Here is a 25583-nt window from a genome sequence, read left to right as displayed (position 1 = left end):
AGCCGGCATCCGAGCTTGCGAATGGATGCCAGAGCCGCGGCAACCCTCGATCAACCCTCGATGCGCTGCGCGCCAGGATCCATGCCCCCCGAACAACTCGCCCGAGCGCGCGGCGCGCCGCACGTGACCGGTGTTGCCGAGCGCTGGGAACTGGTTGCCGCCGTGGCCGCCGCGTTGTTGGCGGCGACTTATGGCCTCGGGGCGCCACTGCTCGGCGCCCGCTGGGCGCCCACTGTGCCCGCACCTGAACTGCGCGGCGCGCTGGCTTTCGCCCTTGTGCTCACGGCCATCTCCGGGCTTGCCTGGCGCTCAAACTGGATGGCGGCCATCGCTCGCGCAGCCACGATCCTGGCACTGGTGTTCGTCTCTGGGCTCATCCTCAGAGATGTCATGAGCGGCACGTCTGCGGCCGCCAGTGGGCGCTTCGGGCCGTTGACCGGAATCGGGCTGGCAGTCGGGCTTGTCTGCCTCGCGCTAACCCTCTTGCCCCTGCACATGCCTCTGCGCGGTATTGAAGCCGTCGCGATGCAGTGCACGTTGGCACCACTGTGGATCATTTCCGGCGCCGCGTTGTGTGCGCTCCTGCCGGCTCGTCTGCTTCTCGACTGGTTGCCTCTCGATCCAGGGCTGTCGTGGCCGACCACGCTGGTGATGTCCTTGCTCGCGCTAGCGGCCACGTTGCGCGTCTACCGGCAGCCGGCCATCCGTGCCTTCTATGACGCCCGTGAGGATCGCCAAATCTTCGCGTCGTATCTGGCGATGCTGTTCGGTGGCATCGGCTTGGCAGCGATGCTCATCGCGGGGTTGGTGACGGCAAGCGCGGTCGAATCTGCCAAGCCAATGCTGCATCGCAGCGCTCTGGGTCAGGCACTCGCCCTCAACGAACTGATCATGCGAGTCAGCGCCGCGGCTGACCGTGGCGCGGCAGCCTTCCCGTTCTCCGAGGGCGCCGGCGCAGACGCGGCGGCGCGGGTGGAGTGGCTGCGCGAACTGCGCCAACAGCTGGACCCACTGGGCCAGGTGGGCATCCGGCTGGTGGTGCCGGGGTCCCCGGCGTTGACCGAGGGGACATTCCATGATGTGGCCGGGCCGCAGCTGCACCTTGTCGGACAACCCGGCATGTCCATCCTCGACCCCAATGGTCTCGTTCTGCAGATCGAGCGCTCGACCGCAGGACGCGCGGATGAGAAGCTGGCGATCCAGATCCGGCCCTTTCACGCCGAGGCGCAGATGCCGTCAGAGGAACTCTTCGGGACGAGCGCCGACGCGATGTTGTGCGCCGACGCAGGCGCAGCCGGTGCGCAGTGTCTGTCGCGAGGGCGACCGTCGGGACACGTGATGCCGCTTCCGCGGCGGAGCGACGATCAACCCTGGCCCATCCAGCGTGCTTGGAACGGTGGGGACGGGGTGCTGTTGCTGCGGGATCCGGCGTTGGCCGCAGCCGTGGTCGGCTATGCACCCGTTGGTGTGACCGGGCTCGGTGTGGCGCAGAAGATGCTGCTCGCTCCGCTGATCGGACGCCTGATGGGCAGCTTGCCTTTGGTGCTGCTGATGTTGCTGGCGCTGGGCGCCACCGGCGCGGGTTTGCTCTACCGGCGCGCGTTTCCGCAACTGCAGTCCTTGCGCTACGCGAAGGCACACATCCAGGCGACGCTCGAACATCTGCCTCGTGGTGTTGTCACGCTCGACGCGCACGGCCGGATCCGCACCAGCAATGCCGGAGTTCAGGTGTTGTCCGGTTTCAGCGGTGCGCAGCTGGAAGGGCAATCCGTCAACGGGCTGGTTGGCGCCGCCCGCGGTGAGGTGCCGTGGCAAGCCCTTCCCGGCACGAGCGAGGCGATCTTGCTGACCGCGTCCGGCGACGGCATTCCAGTGGAAGTACTTGTCGAAAGCTTCGATTTCGAGGGCGTGCGGTGCGCGGTCCTCATCATCCGAGACCTGCGGCGTGAGCAGGCGCAGCGTGCCGAGCTCGCTCGCTGGGAGCGCATCTTCTTCCATGCCAATTGGGGAGTCGCGGCCGTTTCCGACGACGGCCTGCGGCTGGAGTTGATGAACCCGGCATTCGCGAGCATGCATGGATACACCGTCGACGAGCTGAAGCAGCGGCCGGTGCTCGACGTGGTTGCCCCACAGTCGCGCGCAAACCTGCCGGCACACGACGAGCGAGCGCACGCTCAAGGGCATCACCGTTTCGAGTCGTGGCACATGCGGCGCGACGGCAGCATCTTTCCCGTCCTGATTGATGCCACAGACGTTGGCAGTGCTGATGGCCAGCGCTTTCACGTGGTCAACGTGCAGGACATGAGCGAGCAACGGCGAGCACGTGAGGCATTGCAGCGCAATGAGGCCTTGCTGCAGTTGGTCCTGAAGTCCTTGCCGGTTGGGGTCTGGATCGCTGATGCCGACGGCCGAGTGGTTGCCATGAACCCGGCCGTCGAGCGGCTGTGGCACGGGCCCGTCCCTCTGTGCGACGGCCGGCCGGTCGGCCACAGAGCGCGCCGCGTCGTGACTGGCCAGCTGGTTGCGCCGGACGACTATCCGATGATGCGGGCGATCCGCACCGGCGAGGCCACGATTGGTGAACTGATCGAGATCGAGACAGCCGACGGTTCGCGGCGGACGCTGATGAACGCCGCGGTGCCCCTGGTGAACGACGACGGCGTTATCCAGGGCGCGATTGCGGTCAACGAAGACCTCACCACGATGCTCCGCGCCGAGGCCGCGATCATTGCGGCGAAAAACTTCTTCGAGAGCCTGTTCGATTCCGCAGCACTGGGCATGGCCGTGTGGGATGCAGCCGGCCGATTCGAGCGAGTCAATCAGGCACTCTGCGAGCTGCTTGGTCGTGAGGAAGCGGCGCTGCTGGGCATGACGCTGGTCGACGTCGGCGAGCCCGGTCCGGTGGCGGAAGATCTGGCTTCTCTCGGCCGCATGCGTGCCGGCGAGATCGACAAGCACCATGTCGAGCGTCGTTGGCGTCGCGGTGACGGCCGCTCGGTCTGGGTGCTGGTGGTCGTTTCACGGTTGCGCTTTCCAGGGAACGAACAGCACCAGTTCGTGGTTCAGGTGCTGGACATCGACCGCAGCCACCGCTTCCAGCAGGCATTGCAAGCCAGCGAGGCGCGCCTGGTGAATGCACATCGCATTGCGCAGCTTGCTGACTGGGAATGGGACCCGGCGCATGATGAAGTGCTTCTGTCAGAGCAGGGTCGGAAGATGCTGGGGCTGCCGGCGAGTCCTTCGGGCCCCGTCGTCGGCGCCGACTGGTTGGCTCGCGTGCATCCCGAGGACCGCGACAGGGTTCACTCGGCGCTGAGCACGGCGCTGCTGGGGAGGGGCGCGCTGGCCATCGATTACCGGCTGGTGCTTGATGACGGTGGTGAGCGCTTCGTGCACCAGCAAGGCGAGCGCCGCACCGGCGAGGCACCCCGCTTGGTGGGCGTGCTTCAGGACATTACCGAGCGTAAGCGAGTCGAGAACGAACTTGTGCTCTCGCGTCAGCGTCTGCGGGCCCTGTCCGCCAACGAGGAGGAGTTGATCGAACAGGAGCGGCGCCATATCGCACGGGAGGTCCACGACGAGCTTGGTCAGGCCCTGACTGCGTTGAAGATGGAATTGTCGCTGCTCCGACGACGCTTCGCCGCCAATCTCGAGCTCGCCGCACAGGCCGAACGGATGAGTGTCATGGTCGACGGGACGCTCGACGTGGTGCGCCACGTCGCGAGCAACCTGCGACCTTCCGCCCTCGACTTCGGGCTGGTCGCCGCGATCGAGTGGCTGGCCGAGGATTTCGGCCTGCGATGGGAGATGCCCTGCGAAGTGCAGCTCGACGGCCGGGAAGTCGTCATCAGCGATGCACGTTCGACCGCGCTCTTCAGGGTCGTCCAGGAGTCCCTCACCAACGTGGCCCGGCATGCACACGCGCGACGCGTCGACATCCGAATCGCCACCGATGGTGACTCGCTGCACCTGACCGTGCGCGATGACGGCGTGGGCTTCGATCCGGCCATGGCGCAGGAGAGACGCGGCAGCTTCGGTCTGCTCGGCATGCGCGAGCGGGCCCTGAAGATCGGTGCTCGGCTGAGTCTGCGAAGTCGCCTTGGGAGCGGGACCACCATCGATGTCGAATTGCCTTTGAGTGAACTGCAGGAGCCCTAGATGGAACCGCACAACATCGTCATCGCCGATGACCACGGCCTCGTGCGCAGCGGCCTGCGCCAGTTGATTGAGAGCGTCAGCACCCTGAGGGTCAGCGGTGAGGCGGCCACGGGCGAGGAGTTGCAGGCACTGCTGCGCCGCGTCCCCGCGGATCTGGTCCTGATGGACATGGCGATGCCGGGTCTGAGTGGCATCGAACTGATTCAGCGCTTGCGTGTCCAGCGCAGCGACTTGCCCATCCTGGTGCTGTCCATGCACAACGAGGGTCAGATCGTCGCGCGTGCGCTGAAGTCCGGCGCCGCGGGCTACATCACGAAAGACTGCCATCCGGACACGCTCCTCTGCGCGCTGCGCAAAGTGCTCGGGGGCGGGCGTTTCATCGATCCGGCGCTCGTCGATTCCGTGGTGTTCAACGCCAATGTCGACGAAAGTGATCGCCGCCAGCAGCTCTCGCCACGTGAGCTTCAGATTCTCCAGATGATCAGCAGTGGGCTTCCTCTGGGCGAGATCGCCGACCGCCTGCACCTGAGCCCGAAGACCGTCAGCACGCACAAGATGCGTCTGATGCAGAAGCTGGATCTCAACAACAACGCTGAGCTGTTGAAGTACGCGCTTCGGCACGGGCTGACAACCGACTGACGCGAGTGACACTCAGGATTCGCTGACACTGCGTACAGCGTTTCCCGAGCAGGGCGACGTGGCGGCCGACACGAGGTTCGCCGAGGTCCCGACAGACGAAAAATCACCGGCGGGTGATGATCGGCGCATGCCCGGCCGAGTCGCCATGACGTCGCCATCGTGCGGGCGCGAATGGAGCAGACGGATGACGGTGACGGACGTGTCCTGGAGTGCGCATGATCGGCTGCCGTACCGGGTTCTCGCGGTCGACGACGATCCCCTGCAATGCCTGATGGTGGGTGAGATCCTCGAAGCGCCACGTTATATCGTCACGGTGGCTGGCAGTGGCGCCGCTGCGTTGGCAAGATTGCGCGAGCAAGACTTCGACATCGTGCTGCTCGACAAAAGCATGCCTGACATTGGCGGCGATGAGGTCTGTCGCCGCATTCGCCGCGACCTCGGACTGACGCTGCTGCCCGTACTGATCGTCACGGGCAGCGGTGGATCGGATGACCTGATGGCCAGCCTGCAGGCCGGTGCCAACGATTTCGTTCGCAAGCCATACCTGCCCGCCGAACTCCAGGCACGCGTCGACTCGGCGGCGCAACGAAAGCGCGCAACCGATCAGCTCGACAGCGCCGAGTCGTTGCTGTTCGCACTCGCCCGGTTGGTCGAGGCCAAAGACGAGAACACCGGCGACCATTGTTCTCGTCTGTCGCGTAACAGCGTGTTGCTGGGCCAGGCGATGGGACTGACGGCGCCTGAGCTGCTGGCATTGCGGCGTGGCGGCGTATTGCACGACATCGGCAAGCTCGGCATCCCGGACGCGATCCTCATGAAGGCGGGCGCATTGGACGATGACGAATGGAAGGTGATGCGACAGCACACGGTCATCGGTGCCAGCCTCGTTGACGGGCTCAAGAGCATGCGGCTGACGGTGCCGATCGTGCGTCACCATCACGAGCGATGGGATGGCAGCGGCTATCCGGACGGCCTGGCAGGTGAAGCGATCCCGCTGCTAGCGCGCGTTTTCCAGGTTGTCGACATCTATGACGCGCTGCGCTTTGCGCGCCCGTACAAGGAGCCGTTCCCTCCCGAGCGGGCGCTAGAGATCCTGGAGTCCGAGGCGGCACGCGGTTGGCGCGATCCACGCATCGTGGCCGCCTTCGTGGCGCTTGTTCGACGGCATCCGGAACAGCTTAACGTCGATGCTGATGCGAACGATGACCTCGGAGAGAGCCTGTTCCGACGCGTTGTCGATGGGCTGTCCGGCGTGAAGACCGCGTGATGCAGCGATCCCAGGGAGATTGAGCATGAATCGACTTCCCCCTTCCGCCCAGCGCCGCGCGGCTGATCGGCTGATCCCCGCGCCGCGGCGAAGCGTCAGCTTGCGCGTCCTGTTCGGCATCGCGGATGGCGCTTTCGGGCCGTCGCCGATGAGGGTCGGCGTGCCGATCCGAATTGAATCGGGTCCGCCGACCCGTGTGTGGGTCGTGGACGACGACCCGATCGTCGCCTTGTATCTTGGCGAACTGCTGCACGAACATGGATTCGCGGTCACCACTTTCGCCGATCCGCAGGCGGCGCTGCATGCCTATGAAGCCGACCCCCGACGCGTCGATGTCGTCGTTACCGACCAGCGCATGCCCAAGCTCAGCGGTGACGTGCTGGCAAGTGCGATGCTGAGGCTCAGGCCGCAGGTGCGCGTGATCCTTTGCACGGGTTACTGCGACGTGATCGACGAGCGGGGTGCGCTCGCCATCGGCGTGCAGCACTTCTTTCGCAAACCTTTCGATGCGCAGGCCCTGCTGCGCGCGGTGCGCGGCTGCGACGGGCATTGACGCAGTGACGGCAGCTTCACCCCGAACGCGCCGACCGCTCTCGCCGCTGGCGATGGCGGGCCTCGGTACCGCGGCGGCCGTGCTGCCACTGATCGGGGTGCTCGCGCTCCCGCGCGCCTCCTGGCTCATTCCTGCATTGCTGCAGCCGTATGTGACGGGGGCGACTGCCCTCGTAGCCGCTCTTGCGTTTTCGATACTGTGGGGCCAGGACAAGGCTCGACGGCCCGCGGGTTTGCTCTGGATGACCGACTTCCTGCTGGGGGCGGCACTGCTGCGTTTGCTCGACGCATCGCGCGGGGCTGCTTCGCTGCTGGTCGCTCTTGGCATCATCGCTGCGCTGACGGTGCCGTCGTCGAAACATCCAGCTCGCTATCAGCGCCTGCTCACATTTTTGACCGTCCTCTGCGTCGGCGGTGGTCTCTCCTTGTTGCGGGCGTGGCCGGGAGCGGAGCTGGCGCTCTCAGCGCTCGCGGCCGCCACGATGCTGGCTTGGCACCGGGAGGGTCGGCAGCCGTCGATGACGCGAGCCTACCTGCGCACCGCCGCGGGGCTGGCGCTCGTCGGTCAGCTGGCCGTGGCGGTCCAGGCCACAGGAGATGGTGTCCTCGCCCTCTGCGGAAGCCTCTACGAATTCGCTGCGGTCATCGTGCTCTATCGACTGGTGCTGCAACAGACGCTTCGCCAGCCGCTGCTGAGGCTTGGCGAACTCGCGAACGCGCTGCAGGCCGTCGCGAGCCCTATCTTGGTGTCAGGTGTGGACGGCCGAATCCGCTGGGTGAATGCAGCGATGTGCCGTGTCACCGGTTACCCTGCCGAGGAACTTCTGGGCCAGCCGACGCGCGTCCTGGAGGCGGTGGGCGCAAGGCCGAGTTACGACGCACTTGACCGCGCGATGCAGTCAGCGCAGCCCTGGCGCGGGCAGTTGCCGGTGCGACGCAACGACGGCGGTTGCTACATCGACGACAGAAGGTCGACCCCGGTGCACGACGATCAGGGGGCGCTGAAGGGACACGTCTGGGTGGGAGATGATCTGACCGAGCGCGCTCGGGCGGAAGAGCGGGGGCGTCACAGCGAAGAGTCCCTGCGTCGACTCGTCGACAGCGCACCGGACGCGATCATCGTGACGGACGAGATCGGACGCATCCTGCGCGCAAATCCGCGTGTGAACGAGTTGCTGGGTTACTCGCCGGACGAGCTAGAGGGCATGACGCTCGGCCAACTGATGCCGCCGGCCATGGCAAGCCTTCACGGGGGCTACATGCAGGGGTACGGACACGGACGGCGGGGAATGACCGCTGCCGGTCGGGAGGTCCAGGCGCTGCGCAAGGACGGGAGCCTGGTGTCCGTCCATGTCCGCGTCGGTGAAATGCCGGATCTCGGAGGACGCCGCTTCGTCGGCTTCTTGCGCGACATGACCGAGCACAAGCGCTCGGAGGCTGCGTTGCGTCACGGCGAAGAGAAGCTGCGCAAGCTGTACGACATGTCCCCGCTGGGCATCGCCCTGACCGACATCAACGGCAACTTCCTGGACTTCAACAACTCCTTCATGGAGCTTACCGGTTATGACGCCCAATCGCTGCACGCTCTCAGCTACTGGGACCTGACGCCATCCGAACATGAGAGCGACGAGCGGAGAAATCTCGAGCTCCTGCAGTCTGTCGGCCGCTACGGGCCCTACGAGAAAGAGTACAAGTGCCGCGATGGTGGACTGCGGCCGGTACGTCTCAACGGCGTTCGCATCGAATTCAACGGCCAGCCCTGCATCTGGTCGATCGTCGAGGACCTGACCGACCGGCGCAATGCCGAGCATGAGCAGGCGCGGCTCCAGCGCCAACTGATGCAGGCTCAGAAGATGGAGGCCCTTGGCCAGCTGACAGGTGGCATCGCCCACGATTTCAACAACATGCTGGCCGGCATTCTTGGACTGTCGACGCTGGCACTGGAGCGCCGTATCGATGATCCGTCGGGCAAGGTGATGACCTACCTGCGTGAAATTGCCCGCGTCAGCGAACGAGGGCGCGACCTGATCGAGCGTCTGATGCGGTTCTCGCGGCCCGCGCCGGCCCAAGCGCCGCAGTCGCGAACCCTGCGCCCGGTGGTCGAGGAGGTGCTTCGCATGCTCGCGTCGACCCTGCCGCCGACGGCGAAGATTTCGTTGCACGTTGAACCGACGCTGCCTGACGCGTACTTCACCGAGGTTGACCTGCATCAGGCGCTGACGAATCTGGTCATCAATGCGCGCGACGCCGTGGGCGGCGTCGGCGAAATCGACATCGAGCTCGCTCGAGTTGCGCTGGCGGACTTCGAGTGCACAAGCTGTGGTCAGCGTGTGCACGGCCCACATGTGGCGCTGCGGGTACGCGACAACGGTGCCGGTATTCCTCCGGCGTTGATGGCACGCGTCTTCGATCCGTTCTTCACCACCAAGGAAGTGGGGAAGGGCACCGGCCTGGGCTTGGCGATGGTCCACAGCTTGGTGCATCAGGCCGGCGGTCATGTCGGCGTGTCCAGTACGCCCGGAATTGGAACCTGCTTTTCGATGCTGCTGCGGCCGGCTGAGTCAGCGTTGCGACGTGCGGTCTCCGAAGAGGAAGCCGCTACGCCACCCATCGAGCCCTTCCCATCCCGTGGCGCTTCGAAACCGGGCTTGGCGGACGCTGTGGGCGGGACTGCTCCGTCAGCGCCTGCGCGCATGGCTGGTGATCGGACCGATGATGCGCCGTGTCCTTGACGGTCATGGATTCGCGTCGATGTGTCGCGACGCTGAACGATACGGGAGCGGGCGCGAAGTACCGCTCGGGTGGACACCACGGCGCAGCCTGCGATCAGGGCGCGGGAGAGGTCCCGCTGTGTCGCCTCATGCACATGGGCGGACGCCCTCTCCAATCGGCGCTGTCTGCGCGCCCATCGATGTCCTCGAACAGTTTCCTTGATCCGGAAAACACCAAGCCGAATGAAGCCAACACATGAATCTACTGTGCTCTACATCTGCGAGCCCGCGCAGCCCTTGCTTGACGACGCAATCCTGCTCCAGACGGGCCTTGACTTGCAAGTCGCGCGACTGGGCGCTCACGACGAGTTGTTGCAGCGTGCGTCTGCCGTGGCCCTCGTGGTCCTCGACTTCACGCCACAGTCGATGGGATTCGTGAAGGCCTTCGTCGCCGCGCGCAAGCCAAACGGCATGTGGACGCCGCTGATCGCGTGCTGCCGCACGAGCGCCGATATCGAGACAGCGTTGGCACTGGGCGCAGATGACTTCCTGCTCGTGTCGGATCCCGTGACGGTGCGATCAAGATTGCGGGTGCTGATCCAGCAGAAGCTGCGCAGCGACAAGTTGAACGGCATCCTGAACTGCACTTTCGACGGCATTGTCAGCATTGACGAAACTGGCGTGATACTGAGTTTCAACAAGGCCGCGCAGGACATGTTCGGCTACACCCCGATGGATGTCGTTGGCCGCAACGTGTCGGTGCTGATGGAGGGCGCGGATGCGAGTCAGCACGACGGCCATCTGCGGCGCTATCTCACGACGGGCACGGAGCACATCATCGGCCAGGGCCGGGAGCTTGTGGGGCGGGCCAAGGACGGTCGGCGTTTTCCGCTGTTCCTGCAGGTGGCCAGTCTGCGGAGTGGGGCGGACCGGCTGTTTGTCGGCATCCTGAAGAACCTCTCAGTGGATGCCCTGGCGAGCGCCCTGCGCCACGAAGTCCTTCACGATCCGATGACCGGCATCGCGAACCGGCGTCGTGTGCTGAGCGTGATGCCGGAGTGGATCGCCCGCCACTCGCCGACGCTGCCGACCCCCTTCGCTGTCGTGTTCATCGACCTCGATGGCTTCAAGGCCATCAATGACACCTATGGTCACGCCGCTGGCGATGCCATCCTGAAGGCGGTGGGACAACGGCTGACTCACGGCGTTGGCAGTTCGGACATCGCAGCGCGATTGGCAGGGGATGAATTCGTGGTGCTGCTGGAAGGCGTCTCCAGCCAAGGGGTGGCACGAAATGTCGCGGCCCGCCTGGTTCAAAAGATCGCGGAACCGGTCAGCTTCGGTGGAGTGAGCATCGGTGTGCGAGCCTCGGCTGGGGTGGCGCAGTTCCCCGACGATGGCGCGACAGCGGATGATCTGCTGCGCCGCGCGGACGCATTGATGTACGCCCAGAAGCAACGTCGCAAGCAGAGCGACCTCGTGCAGCGATCTTGATCATTGCTGCGTTCCGATGCGAATGGTCAATCGTTTCCGCCCCCGCAAGCGGATCATGAAGCGCTGCGCACTGGCATCTCATCGCGACTGGCCGACGGGCAAGGTGCGCAGATTCCGTGGTCCGCACGAACTCCAGCAGCAGCAGGAGTTGGCAATTCTCACGCAAGCGACTTGCAGATGACCCTTCCAATCCTCGTTCGTGAGCAGGCCGATCTGAGACCTTGCGTCCATCCGGCATACGTTCGCATGCTTTGTGCTGCCCTGAGGGCGGAAGGCAAGGACGTGGACGCTTTGCTGTCTGCCGCGGGCATCAGTGGGCCAGTGCTCGCGCGTGCGGAGGAGATGCTGCCGCTGCGCATCGTTCGCAGCATCATCGTCGGCGCCCAACGTGCAGCGGGGCGGCCGACATTTGCCCTTGAGACCGGTGCGCAGGTGCAGATGGCGTCGCACGGCGCGATCGGGTATGCCCTCTCGACGAGCGCAAATTTGCGTCAGACCCTCGACGTGCTGGTTCGCTTCATGCCGTTTCGTTCCGGTGCTGTGCAACTTGTGCAGCAAGTCACAGCGGACGGGACGTGGCTGGTCTTCGAGCCCAGCATTTCACTCGGCGACGTGCGGGCGTTTGTGCTCGACCATGTGGCCGCGTCGTTCAGCTCTGTGATGGCCGCTGTGTCCGGGCAGAGGCAACGGGAGGCCGTTCTCGAGGTCCCATGGGCTGCGCCGGCATGGCGGCGTGCCTACGACGCACTTGCAGGGAAGGTACGCTTTGGCACAGGACGCATGGCCTATTGGTTGCCCAACGCCTTGCTGGACGCCCCCTGTCCGACCGCGGCGCCTGCTGCGTTTGCATCCGCATGGCGCGAATGCGAAAAGCAGGAGCGAATTGAGATAGCGCGATATACCGCCGTGGCCCGCGTCGAGAACCTGTTGCAACTGCTGGGCGCCGATGCGTGGTCGCTGGCTGAAGTGGCCGCCTCCCTCGGCGTTTCGCCTCGTACGCTGAATCGACGTCTCAAGGACGAGGGCACCAGCTTCCAGGCATTGCTCGACCGCGTGCGCAGATGCCAGGCCCTTTGGCATGTGCGACACACCGATGCCACGCTGGAACAGATTGCCAGAGAGCTCGGCTATCACGACGGCAACAACTTGAGTCGGGCCTTTCGACGCTGGTTCGGTGCAGTACCGGCGGCCATGCGCGAAGGACGGGCGCCCTGGCCGACCGACCTGTCCTCGGTAGCGGAGATCCACCGGCAGTCGACGCCGCCTCGCAGGCTGCGCGCCTAGTCTTTTCGCGCCAGCGCGCCGATCGGGCGCTCGGATGAGGCGGCTAGTCGCCGACGCGTCATTTCGCGCCAGCTCTGAAGCCAAACCGCTTTGTCTGCGGCTGTGCTCCCTCATGCCAATCGGATTCCTGGTCGATAGCGGGTGAGACCACCGCACTTCAATCGGCATGGCTGCAAATCGACTCCACCGTGTTCTCTAGAACGCAGAGAGCGATCCCGGCTCACGCACGGCCCCACACACGGTGACCTGAACCGATCAAGCTCGTCCAGCCATCCTCCCACGCTGTTGTCATCAAATTTGTTGGAATCTGAACATGTCGAAACTCACCATCTCCAAGCGGCTCGGATTGTTGATCGGCAGTGCGTTGCTCGGCATTGCGTTGCTCGTCGCGACATTCCTCTTCACCGAGCGCAGCCTGATCATGGAGGAACGCCAACTCGGCGTGAAGCAAGCCGTGGAGACCGCCTACGGGCTGCTCGCGCACTATCGGGACCAGGCGGCCAAAGGCGCGATGAGCGAGGCCGAGGCGAAGCGCCGAGTTGCCGAAGACATCAAGAGCCTGCGCTACAGCGGCAATCAGTACTTCTTCATCCAGGACACCCAGCTCCGGATGGTGATGCACCCCACCAATCCCTCGCTCGATGGAACCGATGTTTCGGGGCTCAAGGATCCGAACGGCAAGCTGCTCACGGTGGAGATGAACAAGATCGCGAAGGAGAAGGCCGAGGGCTTCGTCAGCTACATGTGGCCAAAGCCCGGCAGTGATGCCCCGATGCCCAAGGTCACTTACATCAAGGCCTTCACCCCATGGAACTGGGTGATCGGATCCGGCGTTTACGTCGACAGCGTGGACTCGGTGGTCCAGCGGCGCATCGTTGGCGCACTGATGGGCGCGGCGTTGTTGGCGGCCGTGCTGATGGCGGTCAGCCTGGTCATCACCCGCAGCTTGCTGCGGCAGATGGGTGGCGAGCCGGACGATGCCGCCGGCGTCGCGCGGCGCATTGCGCAAGGTGACCTGACCGTCGACGTCAGCCTCAAGGCGGGCGATGGCGCCAGCCTCATGCACGCAATCAAGTCGATGCAGGACAGCCTGCGCAGCCTGGTTGGCAAGGTCCACGCGGGCTCCGAGGGCGTGGCCACCGCCAGTGCGGAGATTGCGCAGGGCAACCAAGATCTCTCCGCTCGTACCGAGCAGCAGGCGGCCGCACTGGAGGAGACTGCGGCGTCAATGGAGCAGCTCAGCGCCGCAGTGCAGCAGAACTCCGACAACGCGCGCCAGGCCAATCTGCTCGCACTGAATGCTTCCGAGACGGCCGCGCGCGGCGGCAGCGTCGTCGCGCAAGTGGTGGAGACGATGAATGGCATCAATGGAGCGAGCAAGCGCATCGTCGACATCATTGGTGTGATTGACTCCATCGCGTTCCAGACCAATATCCTGGCGCTGAACGCAGCGGTGGAGGCCGCGAGGGCGGGTGAGCAAGGTCGCGGATTTGCCGTCGTGGCTGCGGAGGTGCGCAGCCTTGCGGGCCGATCTGCCGAGGCCGCCCGCGAGATCAAGAGCCTGATCGGTGAGAGCGTCGGTCGCGTCGAGGAGGGCAACAAGCTCGTCGGCCAGGCGGGCAGCACCATGGCCGAACTCGTCACGAGCGTCCGGCGGGTCACGGACATCATGAGCGAGATCAGTGCCGCCAGTACGGAGCAGAGTGCGGGGGTCTTGCAGGTCAATCAAGCTGTGGTGCAAATGGATCTTGGTACCCAGCAGAACGCTGCGCTCGTAGAGGAGATGGCGGCAGCCGCGTGCAGCCTCAAAAGCCAGGCGGGACAACTTGTCGAAACAGTGGCGCAGTTCAAGCTGGAAATGACCGATCCTGCGTGAGGAGAACGGTGCCAGTGCTGAATGGGAATGCCAGGTGGCTGTCTCAGAGACAACTTGCCCGCAAACGAGACATCCGGCGGTGAGGCGAGAGCGGAGGTCAGGCCAAAGCGGCACCGTCGATTCAGAATAGTCCTTTCCGCCGGAAGGGAGTGAGCATCGTGCATCATTGCTGCAATGCAACATAGGGGCACCGTGATGCGCATCCTGACCCGGGCCGAGGGCGACCGCTGGTCGTATGAAGTGCACATCAGTGAGGGGGATCCCTTGCGCAATTTCTTGCTGGCCTATCTGCAGCAAGAGGGAATGAGTTTCCAGGTCCTAGGGCCAGCTGGCGGGCCATTGCAGGTGGGCCCCCTGCATCCCGAACAGGCTGTCACCTTCGAAAGCCGCTGGCGGTCCTTCGTCGTCGCAGCCGTTTGATACGGCACCCGGTCTTGCTTTTCAGCCGATTTGACTTCCTCGCCGCAATGCACCCAGACGTGCGAGCAGTGCTTCGGGAAAGGTGACCTCAACCTGCGACTTGCCGGCATAGAAGGTTCCGTCGTTTCCATCGAGGGTGAGCAGGTCTCCCTCGTGCAGAATCTGGTCGCCGACCTTCGCCGTGCGCGCGGTCTCGTCGATCTGCAGTTCGCTGCAGCCGACCAGGCACACCTTGCCCAGTTGCCGGGCGACCACGGCCGCATGCGATGTGCGGGCGCCTCGTTGCGTGAGCAGGCCGGTGGCTGATTCGAGCGCCGCGATGTCGGCGGTGTCCGCGTCACGGCGCACCAGCACGACAGGGATGCCTGTTTCCTGACGGGCCAGGGCCCGCGCCGCATCCAGCGCGATCTCGCCGACCGCCACACCGCTGCTGGCGCTGGCGGCGTGCCCCAAAGGCCGCAAGGGGGCGCCGTCGCATGCCACCACGTGCGTTTGCGCCAGCGCCTGGCGATCCAGCCCTGCCGTGCGGGCGAGCGCCACATCGGGCTCGATCAGCCCCGCGTCGAGCAAGTCGAGTGCAATGCGCGCTGCGGCTTGTGGCGTTCGCTTGCCGGCGCGCGTCTGGAGCATGAAGAGGCGGTTGTCCTGCACGGTGAACTCGAAGTCCTGCATGTCGCCAAAGGCATGCTCAAGCTGTTGTGCCGCATCGTTGAGTGCCTGCCAGACCTCCGGCAGGACGGTTGCCAGCTCGTCGTGTCCGTGTGCGCTGCGGCGCCCTGACACCACGTCCTCCCCCTGCGCGTCGAACAGGAAGTCCACCCACAGGTTTGGTGCGCCACTGCCAGGGTCGCGCGTGAAGCCGACGCCTGCGCCCGACCGGCCACCGGCGTTGCCAAACACCATGCATTGAACCGTCACCGCGGTGCCGATGGCATCGTCGAGGTGATTCAGGCGCCGGTACGCCTGCGCTTTGGCGGACTGCCAGGAGCCAAACACCGCCTCGATGGCGCCAGCGAGTTGCGCCGTCGGCTGTTGAGGGAAGGGGTGTCCGGCATGCTCGGCATAGACCTGCAGAAAGCGCTGGGTCAGCCAGCGCAGATCTGCAAAGTCAAGCAAGCGTTCGTCCCGCCCTTGCAGCAGCGCCGCGGCGACTTCCTCGAAGCACAGTGCCGGCAGCCCCGCCACCACCTCGCCGTAGCTGGCGACGAGGCGGCGGTAGGCATCCCAAACCAGGCGGGGGTTGCCGGTCTGGCGCAACAGGCCTTCGACGGTATGGTCGCAAAGCCCGATGTTCAGCAGCGTTTCCATCATCCCTGGCATCGAGACCGGCGCGCCGGAGCGCACCGAAAGCAGCAGCGGCCGGCGGGCATCTCCCAGGGTCAGGCCGGTCGCCTGTTCGAGCGCCTGCAGCCCCGCTCGCCACACATCGGGGTGGGCGCTCATGGCGCGTGCTGCGGGGTCCACGCAGTAGTGGGTGCCGAGCACGAAGGCTGGGGGCACGGGCAGGGACAGGCCGGCCATGCGCAACAGGTTCCAGGCCTTGAAGCCCATGCGCTGTGCCGACCCCTGAGCCGTATGGGTGGTGTCGTGGCCGCATCCGATCAGGTAGACCTCGGGTGGTAGCGCTGGCGACTGCTCTGGCGCAACCGTCGGCCTGCTTGAGGGCGCAACTTCCGGGCCCTTTGGGAAGGGATGGTCCAAGGCTTGGCGGTGCTTGCCGAGATGGACGGCTTGCGACTTCATTCGCGCACCCCGGCGGTGCCGAACACCAGGTCGCGCAGCGCGTAAGCGGCAACCAGCAATCGGTCGGATGCCAGTTCCAGCGTGCATGCCAGGTCGTTGGCCAGCATCAGCGAGGGTGCGTCCTGGATGGCCGCAAGCATCTCGCGCCGCGCGTCGCGCAGCAGCGCGTCACATGCCTGCTCGGCCTGCACGACCCGCCATGTCGCCCTGAGGAACGCGTCGTTGTCGGCCGCCTCGCTGCCGGCACCCAGCGTGCGTGCGATCGCGAGTGCCTTGACCTGATCTTGTGTGGCCTGCCGCACGCTGGTGGCCAGGCGCCCGAGCACCTTGCGAACCTCGTCGTTCCAGCCCTTGAGGTGGCCGTCGGCGATCAGGCTGATGAGGAAGGCCGCTTCTTCGAGTGCATCGGCCACGTCGTCGGACTGCGCCACCAGCAAGGCCACGGGCCGCCAGCGGGGCTGGCGTTCAGCCTTCTCTCGTGCCTGCATCACCAGCTCGTCTGCCCTGCGCTCCCATGTCTTGGCGCGTGCCGAGAGTTCGGCTGCCGCCTTGGCCGAACGCTCTGCGCCGTGCGCCAGCGCGTCGCCGATCGCTTGAGCCAGCGTTTCGCAGTAGGCGGCATGTTCGGCCAGCAGGTCGAATTCGCTGCTGCGCTGGCGCACATGCCGCGCCAGCAGCATGCGCGTCTCGTCGGCCACCAGCGCGACCGGTTGCCCACGGTGCAGCGCGTCGCACGCCAGCCGCATTACCGCGACCAGGAAGCTGTGCGCATCGGCTGCCCCAATGACTTCATCGAGCCGGTCGCCGATGCGGAATGCACCTTCGCCCACGGCCTGCATCGCGGCGAAAATCAGCCCTTCGCCACCCACCTGCAGCCAGGCGCGGTGGCCGACGTCGAGCCTGGCGGCGTCGGCCAGCACCGTGATCGCGGCTTGCTTGTCGACGAAGGCGCGCAGGCGCTTGCGCGCACGGTTCCAGTCGATCAGGAAGACGATGCGCGAGCCGATGCCCTCCAGCGCGGCCTCGACTGCCGCATCATCAGCGCAATCAAAGCTGGCCGTGCCCACGGTATAGGCCAGGCCCTGGTTCAGTTCGGCGTCGGTGCGAGACACCCGCTCCGACCATGCCGCACCCAGCGGCGCCAGCATCGACTGGAAAAATTCGAAGCGCGCCGGGTGCAGGTCGGAATAGGTCAGGGTGATCACGCAGCCGGTCACCTGCAGTACCAGCACGTGCGCATCATTGGTGCCGATGTCGTTCTGGATCAGCAGGCGTTCGCCGTCTCGGGTGGCCACCGTGTCCAACCCCGGGTGGTCGAACTTCAATTCCGACGTGCGATTCAGGCCCCGCATGAAGGCAGCCACTCGCGGGCGATCTCCGGGCTGCAGCTCCCACGCGTTGGCACCGGCGATGACCTCGCTGGCCAGCTCGGCCGACAGTTTGTTGATCTGCTTGTGCAAATCCATCACCAGCAGGTGCAGGCTGTCCTGTTCACCCCGCAGGCCGCGGGTGAGAGCGTCGACCTGCGCGTCGGCGAGCCGGTCTGCGGGCAGGTCCCGGAGCCAGGCCAGCCAGTGCTCGACACGGACATGTGTCTGCTCGCCAGCGGGGACGCTCTCCAGCACCGGTCGGGCCATGGTCGTGAGGTCGTCTTCAAGGCCCTTGATCAGCCTTGGCAACTCCGGAAGTGCCAGCGAATCGTCAACCCGCGTCGCGACCGCAATGACTCCCATCAACCAACCGGCTTCCAACGTGGTCGCGGCGATTTCCTTTGTCAGGTCGGGCAGGTCGCGATTGGGGTGAGATGCATGTGCTGCAGCAGTCTGCAGCACCGTGAGGTAGACCTTGAGGCGGTCATTGGCGGCCAGCGCCGCCTTGACCCATGCCGGCAGCATCAGCCGTTGCTGTCCGAGAGCGGTCAGCGCTTGAGTCTTTTGCATGGGTTCGATTCATGAAGCCTGGGGTGGGGCCAGTCTTGGCTTGATGAATGACGCTTGCATGACAGGGCGGCGCAGCCTGCGCACCGGAGTTGACGCAGCGCAATCGCGCGGCCCGCACCGCCGCCTTTGACATGTCGATAGTCGATGGCGCATTGCGACCACTCCCGATCTTGATGCCGGGCAACTCGCCGAATTTGCTTGCGGACTACATTGGGTCCGTTCATTGAGATGCCTGATTGATCTGTCAAGATCTTTGTGCCGTGCCGCACGATTGCCGCAGGGCCTTGTGTGCCACTTTCATGAACCAATGTCGAGTCAAGGAGTCGCCGTGCCCAACATGAATCTGCTGCAACCTGATCAGTCTCGGATCGTCGAGTCCTTGGCCTTGGAATGTCACATTTCGGTCACGGAGATGGCCAATCTCTACGAAGGGGCGCGAGCCGAACTTGCGCTGGGTGCTCGCATCACGAAGTACCTCCACATCTTCGCGATTCGCAACGTGCTGGAAACCTTTGATCGACGTCACCTGTTCGGGCCTGTCGGAGATTCCGAAAGACGGGCGGGGCTTGCTACTTGAGACCAATTCGAGTGCCGGGTTCAATGTCTCTGCGTTCATCTCCCCGACATGTTGTGCCGCCGATGCGCAGACACTTCTTGCTGGGTGCGTTGAGTTGTGGCGCGCTCTCGCCAGCGTTGGTCGCATGTTCAGACAGCGCGGGCGAGCAGGCTTACGCCCGCAGCTTGCGGCGACCGCTTGCCAGCAGCCCGGCTGACCATGCCTTCCTGATGCGCGAACTGGTGCGCTTCGCGTCGCTCGCACCATCCAGCCACAACACGCAATGCTGGAAATTCCGCGTGAACGAACGTTCCATCGTGATCGCGCCCGATCTGTCGCGACGTTGCCCGGCCGTCGACCCCGACGACCATCATCTCCACGTGTCTCTGGGCTGCGCTGTTGAAAACCTGACGCATGCAGCACTTGCCGCCGGGCTGCAGGCTGAGGTCCGCAAGGACCTGGCGAGTCCGGACGACATCGCCGTGAGCCTTGAAGCCACGAAGCCCTCCATCACGCCGCTGTTCCGGGCCATCACCGAGCGGCAATGCACCCGTGGCGATTACGACGGCAAACCGATTTCAAACGACGATCTCCGGCGCTTGGAACGGGCAGGGACGGGCAACGGGGTGCGGGTGATGCTGTTGACAGAACGCCTCGCCATGGAAAATGTTCTGGCCTACGTGATCGAGGCGAACAGCGCGCAGATGGCCGACGCCGCCTTCGTTGCCGAACTGAAGTCCTGGATCCGCTTCAGTGCTTCCGAGGCGCAACGATCGGGCGATGGTCTTTTCTCCGGCACAACGGGCTCCCCGGTCTTGCCGCGCTGGCTGGCCAGTCCTCTGATGGGATTGTTTTTCACGCCGGAGTCCGAGAACGAGCGCTATGCGAGGCAGCTCCGGAATTCTGCAGGCCTGGCCGTGTTTGTTTCCGAGGCGAACGACAGGGTGCACTGGATCGAGGCAGGGCGCTGCTACGAGCGTTTCGCGCTTCAGGCCACCACGCTCGGCATCCGAAACGCTTTCGTGAATCAGCCAGTCGAGGTCAGCGCGCTCCGCCCTCAATTCGCTGCAGCGCTCGGCCTGGGCAGCCAGAGGCCGGATCTGGTGGTGCGCTTTGGCCGGGGCCCGGTGATGCCGCTTTCGATGCGCAGGCCGGTCGACGCCATTCTCGGGTGAATGCTGCCGCACGACGACTGCCAAACCTGACAAGGTGGAAAGCCACGCCGCGCAGAACGCCTTGCCGGCCGCGGTGTGGGTGTCATAGGCGGCAAGCACTGGGTCGTGGGTGCTCGAGGTGGTTTGCGCGCCCATGTCATGTTCCTTCGTGAACAAGGTGGCGGAGGCCATGCCTGCGAGGATGGCGGCGCCGATGGCGCAGACCGTTGCGTGCGATCAATGGCGCGTGCGTGAGCCGCGCGGACGCACTGATCTGCATCAACGCGACAGCATTGGCGGCGTCGGCGGTTCGTACAGGAGGTCGTGGCCACGCCGGGATCGGAATGCCGACAGCGCTGGCTGCCAGTTCGACGCGACCGTGGCGAGGTCGGTGCTGGCTGTCAGTTCCTGCAGCGTCGCACTGGCACCGATGGTTGCCAGGGTGCTGTCGATGGCGAACTCGCGGGGCCACAGGCGGTGCAGCGTTCTCACCAGCAGTGCGCCGAGAAGGGGAGCATCAAGCGTGTCGCGATCGACCACACGGACCTCGACGCCGTGGCAGCGCTGCCCATCATAGGGGCCGGCATCGGGCGTGAAGTCGACGGACGTGAAGCGCAGGCCCGGCGGTGCGGCCTCGTTCAACGCATCGGCCAGCGTGCTGCCGACCACCCAGGGCGCCCCCAGCCACTCGAAGGGATGGCTCGTGCCGCGCCCGACGCTCAAGTTCGCGCCCTCGACCCAGGCGACACCCGGATAGAGCGCAGCTTGCGTGGGCGTCCTCAGGTTGGGTGAGGGCGGTACCCAGTCGAGCCCGGTCTGATCGAACCACATCGAGCGCTGGTATCCCTGCATGGTGATGACCTGCAGGTCGAGATCGAGCCCGCGGCGAGCACGAAGGTCGTCCCGGAACCACAGCGCCAGTTCGCCGACGGTCATGCCATGCTGCACGGGCAGTCCTTCCGGCCCGGTGAAAGATCCCCGGCCCGGGTCGAGCACCGGCCCTGCGACGCGATCAGCACGGATCGGATCGGGCCGATCGAGCACGACGAACCGGATGCCCTGCTCGGCGGCGGCTTCCATCGCCTGCGCCATCGTCGAGGCATAGGTGAAGAAGCGCGCGCCGACGTCCTGCGCATCGAACACCAGGGTGTTGATGTCTTGCAGACTCGCGACACCGGGGCGGGTGGCCGCGCCGTAGAGGCTGATCAGCGGCAGTCCGCTGAAGGGTTCGGTGCCCGATGGGACCGCGCCCTCGACGTCACCGTAGAGGCCATGCTCCGGGCTGAAGAGCTTGACCAGCGTCACACCGGGCGCCCAGCGCAGCCGATCCAAGGTGCGCCAGCCGAGCGCATCGATCGCGGCGAGGTGGGTGATCAGGCCAATGCGGCGCCCTGTCAGCGCTGCATAGCGCTGCAAGCGCAAGACATCGATGCCGGTGGCAACGCGCAGGGTGGGCAGCGGGCTCGTCCGCGCCGCCGCTTCCAGCGGAGGCGCAAGGCTGGACACCAGGGCCAGTACCTGCCGTCGCAGCGGTTGGGCGTTGCCTTGACCGTCCGGGTGGACCCGGTTGCTCAGCAGGACCATGAAGCGGCCCTGGACGAGATCGATCCACAGGGCCGTGCCGGTGTAGCCGGTGTGCCCGAGCAGGCCCTTGGGTTCGAGGTCATCGCGATTGGCCACCAGCGGCGCCTGCAACTGCCAGCCGATGCCCCGCACGCTGTCCGGATCGTTCGGATCCCCCTCGGCCTGCTGAAGGGCTTTGATGGAGGACCGGTCGAGGAGGCGTTTGCCGCGCAGCAGGGCCTGTGCGAAGCGCGCGAGATCGTCGGCCGTGCCGAACAGACCGGCGTGCCCGGACACGCCGCCCATGCGCCTGGCAGTCGGGTCGTGCACCGTGCCGCGCAGGAGTTCGCCGCCCATGCGTTCCGTCGGCGCGATGCGTGCACGCAAGGCCCTGTCCGGCAGGAGCCCCGTGTCGCGCATTCCGGCCGGACCCAGTACGTGGCGCTCCGCATAGACCTGCAGAGGCAGACCGGAGACGCGACGGACCAATTCGCCGAGTGCAATGAAGTTGATGTCGCTGTACACCGTGCGCTTGCCGAGTGCAGCGCCTGGAGATTCGCCCTCCACGCGCCGCATGGCGGCGGCGTAACCGTGCCAGTCTTCGCGCAAGTCCAGGTCGGGACGCAGCCCCGAGCGGTGCGTCAGCAACTGGCGCACCGTGATGGCTTGCTTGCCGTGTGAGGCAAAGGCAGGCCAGTAGCGGGCAGCCGGGACGTCGAGTTGCACCAGCCCGCGTTCGACCAGTTGCATCACCGCTGTGGTCGTGACGATCACCTTGGTCAGCGACGCGAGGTCGAAGACGGTGTCCGCAGTCATCGGTTCTCGCTGCGGATCGAGCGCACGCCAGCCCCAGGCGCGTCGCAGCCAGATGTGCTCGGCATCGCCGAACACCAGCACGGCACCGGGCAACTGGCGGGCGGCGATCTGTGCGCGCACTGCAGCGTCAATCGGCGTCCAGTCCTGCCGGGACAGGTCGCCAGCGGCTGTCAAAACAGGCAGCGCGAGAAGCGCAATCACCGCCGCCCACCAGCGCAGCCGGCGATGCTTCATGGTGACGAGCCTTGCGTGTCGGCCTCCAACCCACCCTCGCCGTAGCGGTTGTTGGGGTTCCACAGCATCCAGCCGTCGGTGCCCACGTCGTCGGCGCCGTCGATCTGCGAGCGGATCTCGCGCTCGCCAAAAGCGCGCCGGTCGAAGGCGTAGTCGCGGAATGCCTGCAGCCACGGACGAAAACGCAGGCCGGGTAAGCCGGTCCGCACAATGGCGCGGCGCAGGCTGTTCTCCACGATTTCGTGGGGCGCCGCGACCGGGTCGCGGTACCCCGGGATGCCGAAGGAGAAGCCTGAGGGGTAGAGCATCGGCGAGAGATAGTCGACGTGCTTGACGATGGCCTCGAGTTGCTGGCCGATGTGGGTGTCGTTGCTGTTCCAGGCGACGTAGCCGAAGATGTCGGCCGCGACGAACACGTTGTAGCGTGCCAGGCGGTGCTGCGCCGCGTCGAGGAATCCATTGATCGCAGCGACGCGGCGGTCTTCGGTGTCGGGCTCGGAGAACACCAGCCCGGTGGCATCGGGAAAGCGCAGGTAGTCGAACTGGATCTCGTCGAAGCCGAGGGCCGCCGCTTCCTCGGCCAGCGCCAGATTGCGCTCCCAGGCCTCGCGGCAGAACGGGTCGATCCATGGCAGGCCTTCGCGGTCTTTCCACACGTTTCCGTGGGCATCGTGCACTGCCCACGCCGGATGGGCGGTCGCATAGGGCTCGTCTTTGAAGCTGACGATGCGGGCGATCAGGTAGAGGCCGCGCTGGTGCAATGTCCGCAGCAGCGTCGGCATGTCCGTCACGGTGACCAGCGTCTGCGTCAGCCCTGAAGCCGCCAGCGCCGCGCTGCGGTAGGGCACGAAGCCGCGGTCGCCCTTGACGTCGATCACCAAAGCGTTGAGCTCGGTTTCGTCGATCAGCTTGAGCGCGTCGCCGCGCAGCGTCGCGCTGCCGATGCCGTACACCGAGAGGTAGAGCGCCTTGGGTCGCAGCGGCGTCAGCGCAATGACGAGCGGCGCGGACGAAGCGACGATGCCCTGGAATCTGGCATAGCCGATGGCACGCGCGGTGACGGACGCGCCGTCGGTGGCGCCATCGACCTCGAACCTGCCCAGGCTGTCGCTGGCATGGACTTCGCCGGCCACGACAACCGTCGCGAGCGCGACAGGTCGACCCGACACTGCGTCCCGGACCTCGCCTCCGAGTGCGCAAGCCTGCGCAGCCGCGACGCACATCGCGAGCCCGATCCAAGCGGGCGCCAGGCGCCTCACGATGCCATCCCGTTCGCGAATGCAGCTTCGAGGCGGGCCGCGAGCTGGCTTGCATCCACGCTGTCGACGATCAGATGGCGCGGCACCGCGTACAGTGGATCGGCGGGCCCGGCCGAACGGTTGCCAAGCGAGAACGCTGACCGGTAGCCGGCCTCGGCGGCCTGGGCCGCCAGACCTTCGTCACTCAGGCCGAAGGGCCAGGCCAGCAAGGTGACGGGGTGTGCCAGCTTCTGCTCCAACGTGTCGCGCGAGCGGGTCAACTGGTCGGCTACAAACCTGCGGAAGGCTTGGGGCGCCATGCGACCGCGCTCGCGAACCAGGTTCGGATGCCACAAGGTGTGCGATTGAACGGAGACGAGCGGGTCGGCAGCCAGCTCGCGGAGCTGCGGCCAGGTCATTGCATAGCTGGCATTCGAGATCGCGGAAGGGTAGACGAACAGCGTGACGGGCCAGCTGCGTTCCCGCAGGGCCGGCGCCATCGCCTCGAATTGCGATCGGTGCCCGTCGTCGGCAGTCAGCACGACGGCGCGCGCCGGCAACGGGGCCGCATCGCCGCTGGCCAGCGCGAGCCGCCAGGCGACCCAATCAGACAGCGGGATGACGTGGCAATTCCGGCTCTCCAGCATGCGCAGCTGCGACTCGAAGTTTGCGATCCGCATCGTCATGCTGTCGGCCATGGTCTCTGCGAAGCGGTGAAACACGAGGATCGGAACCCGCTGTGTCTTTGCGGGTGCGGCGGCCGCCGCTCGACCGACCAGCGGTGAACCGACGAGCGTGCACGTGAGCGCGCGACGTGTGCGGTCGATGGCACGGCCAGCCTTCGATGTGGCTTGGTTCTCAGGCGCTCGTGCTGGAGTGATCATGGGCGCAGCTTGCAGCCACCCAGGCCGTGCGACCTTGATCGCCCGCAATGCAGATCGCGAAGCCACGCCGGCTGAGCGGCAGCCTCGGCTGCGCGCTTGTGGGAACAGGTGCCGATGTTGGCCTGCTGGCTGGCGAACCAGAACGCAGCCCCCGGCGATCAGCCGCAAGGGCTTTCGATCAGCAGCTTGGCCGCGCGACCTTTGTACGCGCATGCCCGCCCTCGGGGGGGCGCGACTATGCTTGCACCATGAATAGTCGAATCGCCGAGATATTGGCCCAGATGGCGGGCCTCGAGGAAGAACTGCGCACGGCCGTGCACGAGCAGGAAAGTCGCATGTTCTTCCGGATCAACGGCAAGCGGGTGGAGTTCGAGAGTTCGGTGAAGGTGGCACACCGCAAGCTCAAGACCGGCTTTTTTCGCTGGCTGGTGACCAACCGCCCGCAGAACCTGATCACCGGCCCGATCATCTACGGCATGGCGATACCGCTGCTGATGCTGGATCTGTTCGTGAGCTTCTATCAGTGGGCGTGCTTCCCGATCTACGGCATCGCCAAGGTGCGGCGCAGCGACTACCTCGTGTACGACAGGCGCCACCTCGGCTACCTGAACTTCATCGAGAAGTTTCACTGCACTTACTGCGAGTATGCAAACGGGCTGGTTGCCTACCTGCGCGAGATCGTCGCCCGCACCGAGCAGTACTTCTGCCCCATCAAGCATGCGCACAAGATCCTGGGAACTCACGCGCGCTACAACCGCTTCCTCGCTTATGGAGAAGCGGAGCATTACGAAGCCAAGCTCGAGGAGTTCCGAGTCGCCCTCGGCAAGGTCAAGTAGCCGCTCGTGAATCCTTTCAGCAACAGGCCGTCCACGGCCACACTGGCAAACACTCCTTTGATCTTCGAATACACGACCAGGTCGGTGCCGGCTGCCGCCGGCGTTCCACCTTTCGTACCAAGCGCGACGGTGGCATCCACTCCCAGCTTGGCGCTGGTCTTGTAGACCGAGTTCAAGGCCTTTTCAGACTGCAGAACCGTTCTCGGTTCGGGACGCTG

Annotated in this window: 18 protein-coding genes; 12 read left to right on the top strand and 6 right to left on the bottom strand. The window is 65.5% G+C overall.

Annotation, left to right across the window (positions count from 1 at the left end):
* Positions 1 to 81: 81 nt before the first annotated feature.
* The 9 genes from AC3WR5_RS01235 (at position 82) to AC3WR5_RS01195 (ending at position 14401) form a co-directional block, all read left to right on the top strand.
* The gene (locus tag AC3WR5_RS01235) at positions 82 to 4158 is read left to right on the top strand and encodes a PAS domain S-box protein (RefSeq protein WP_492481241.1); all 4077 of its coding nucleotides are present in this window, start codon (positions 82 to 84) and stop codon (positions 4156 to 4158) included.
* Positions 4159 to 4797, top strand: coding sequence for a response regulator (locus AC3WR5_RS01230; RefSeq protein WP_141284628.1), 639 nt, complete (start codon positions 4159 to 4161; stop codon positions 4795 to 4797).
* A 184-nt stretch (positions 4798 to 4981) separates the two neighbouring features.
* Positions 4982 to 6064, top strand: a complete 1083-nt coding sequence (locus AC3WR5_RS01225) for an HD-GYP domain-containing protein (RefSeq protein WP_170200703.1) — start codon at positions 4982 to 4984, stop codon at positions 6062 to 6064.
* Positions 6065 to 6089: 25 nt separating this feature from the next.
* Positions 6090 to 6617 (top strand): response regulator, encoded by a 528-nt coding sequence (locus tag AC3WR5_RS01220; RefSeq protein WP_231012961.1) that lies wholly within the window; start codon positions 6090 to 6092, stop codon positions 6615 to 6617.
* A gap of 241 nt (positions 6618 to 6858) precedes the next feature.
* Positions 6859 to 9348, top strand: a complete 2490-nt coding sequence (locus tag AC3WR5_RS01215) for a PAS domain-containing sensor histidine kinase (RefSeq protein WP_231012962.1) — start codon at positions 6859 to 6861, stop codon at positions 9346 to 9348.
* A gap of 246 nt (positions 9349 to 9594) precedes the next feature.
* Complete coding sequence (locus AC3WR5_RS01210) at positions 9595 to 10821, top strand: diguanylate cyclase domain-containing protein (RefSeq protein WP_492481238.1); 1227 nt, start codon at positions 9595 to 9597, stop codon at positions 10819 to 10821.
* 282 nt (positions 10822 to 11103) lie between these two features.
* Positions 11104 to 12105: an AraC family transcriptional regulator gene (locus tag AC3WR5_RS01205; protein WP_492481236.1), complete on the top strand. Its 1002-nt coding sequence runs from the start codon at positions 11104 to 11106 to the stop codon at positions 12103 to 12105.
* A 313-nt stretch (positions 12106 to 12418) separates the two neighbouring features.
* Positions 12419 to 13981 carry a methyl-accepting chemotaxis protein gene (locus AC3WR5_RS01200; RefSeq protein ID WP_492481234.1) on the top strand — a complete coding sequence of 521 codons (1563 nt, stop codon included), beginning with the start codon at positions 12419 to 12421 and terminating at the stop codon, positions 13979 to 13981.
* Positions 13982 to 14176: 195 nt separating this feature from the next.
* The gene (locus AC3WR5_RS01195; RefSeq protein WP_492481232.1) at positions 14177 to 14401 is read left to right on the top strand and encodes a hypothetical protein; all 225 of its coding nucleotides are present in this window, start codon (positions 14177 to 14179) and stop codon (positions 14399 to 14401) included.
* Positions 14402 to 14422: 21 nt separating this feature from the next.
* Here the strand turns inward: AC3WR5_RS01195 and AC3WR5_RS01190 are convergent, their stop codons facing one another.
* Together AC3WR5_RS01190 and AC3WR5_RS01185 are read right to left on the bottom strand one after the other, a co-directional pair.
* Positions 14423 to 16144: a PEP/pyruvate-binding domain-containing protein gene (locus AC3WR5_RS01190; RefSeq protein WP_492481230.1), complete on the bottom strand. Its 1722-nt coding sequence runs from the start codon at positions 16142 to 16144 to the stop codon at positions 14423 to 14425.
* A complete protein-coding gene (locus AC3WR5_RS01185; RefSeq protein ID WP_141284646.1) occupies positions 16141 to 18084 on the bottom strand; it encodes a phosphate transport regulator in 1944 nt (647 codons plus the stop codon). The genes AC3WR5_RS01190 and AC3WR5_RS01185 overlap by 4 nt, the downstream gene beginning before the upstream one ends.
* Before the next feature lie 337 nt (positions 18085 to 18421).
* Between AC3WR5_RS01185 and AC3WR5_RS01180 the strand changes: the two genes are divergently transcribed.
* Positions 18422 to 18661 carry a DUF3562 domain-containing protein gene (locus AC3WR5_RS01180; protein WP_492481227.1) on the top strand — a complete coding sequence of 80 codons (240 nt, stop codon included), beginning with the start codon at positions 18422 to 18424 and terminating at the stop codon, positions 18659 to 18661.
* A gap of 209 nt (positions 18662 to 18870) precedes the next feature.
* Positions 18871 to 19815, top strand: coding sequence for an Acg family FMN-binding oxidoreductase (locus AC3WR5_RS01175; protein ID WP_492481225.1), 945 nt, complete (start codon positions 18871 to 18873; stop codon positions 19813 to 19815).
* Positions 19816 to 20073: 258 nt separating this feature from the next.
* Here AC3WR5_RS01175 and AC3WR5_RS01170 read toward each other — a convergent pair whose 3' ends face one another.
* The 3 genes from AC3WR5_RS01170 to AC3WR5_RS01160 all read right to left on the bottom strand — a co-directional run bounded on the left by AC3WR5_RS01170 (position 20074) and on the right by AC3WR5_RS01160 (position 24343).
* Positions 20074 to 22407, bottom strand: a complete 2334-nt coding sequence (locus AC3WR5_RS01170) for a serine hydrolase (protein WP_492481223.1) — start codon at positions 22405 to 22407, stop codon at positions 20074 to 20076.
* Positions 22404 to 23540, bottom strand: a complete 1137-nt coding sequence (locus AC3WR5_RS01165; RefSeq protein WP_231012964.1) for a putative glycoside hydrolase — start codon at positions 23538 to 23540, stop codon at positions 22404 to 22406. The genes AC3WR5_RS01170 and AC3WR5_RS01165 overlap by 4 nt, the downstream gene beginning before the upstream one ends.
* 122 nt (positions 23541 to 23662) lie before the next feature.
* Positions 23663 to 24343: a polysaccharide deacetylase family protein gene (locus AC3WR5_RS01160; protein WP_492481221.1), complete on the bottom strand. Its 681-nt coding sequence runs from the start codon at positions 24341 to 24343 to the stop codon at positions 23663 to 23665.
* Positions 24344 to 24576: 233 nt separating this feature from the next.
* On the opposite strand from AC3WR5_RS01160, the gene AC3WR5_RS01155 reads away from it, so the two are divergent.
* Complete coding sequence (locus tag AC3WR5_RS01155; protein ID WP_231012965.1) at positions 24577 to 25365, top strand: hypothetical protein; 789 nt, start codon at positions 24577 to 24579, stop codon at positions 25363 to 25365.
* Here the strand turns inward: AC3WR5_RS01155 and AC3WR5_RS01150 are convergent.
* Positions 25314 to 25559, bottom strand: a complete 246-nt coding sequence (locus tag AC3WR5_RS01150; protein WP_492482583.1) for a YSC84-related protein — start codon at positions 25557 to 25559, stop codon at positions 25314 to 25316. The two genes, AC3WR5_RS01155 and AC3WR5_RS01150, sit on opposite strands and share 52 nt — an antisense overlap.
* Positions 25560 to 25583: the final 24 nt, after the last annotated feature.

It is taken from the genome of Ideonella sp. FW305-24, assembly GCF_058788035.1.
The sequence above is the reverse complement of the archived record's forward strand: the minus strand, read 5'-3'. Positions and strand labels throughout refer to the sequence as shown.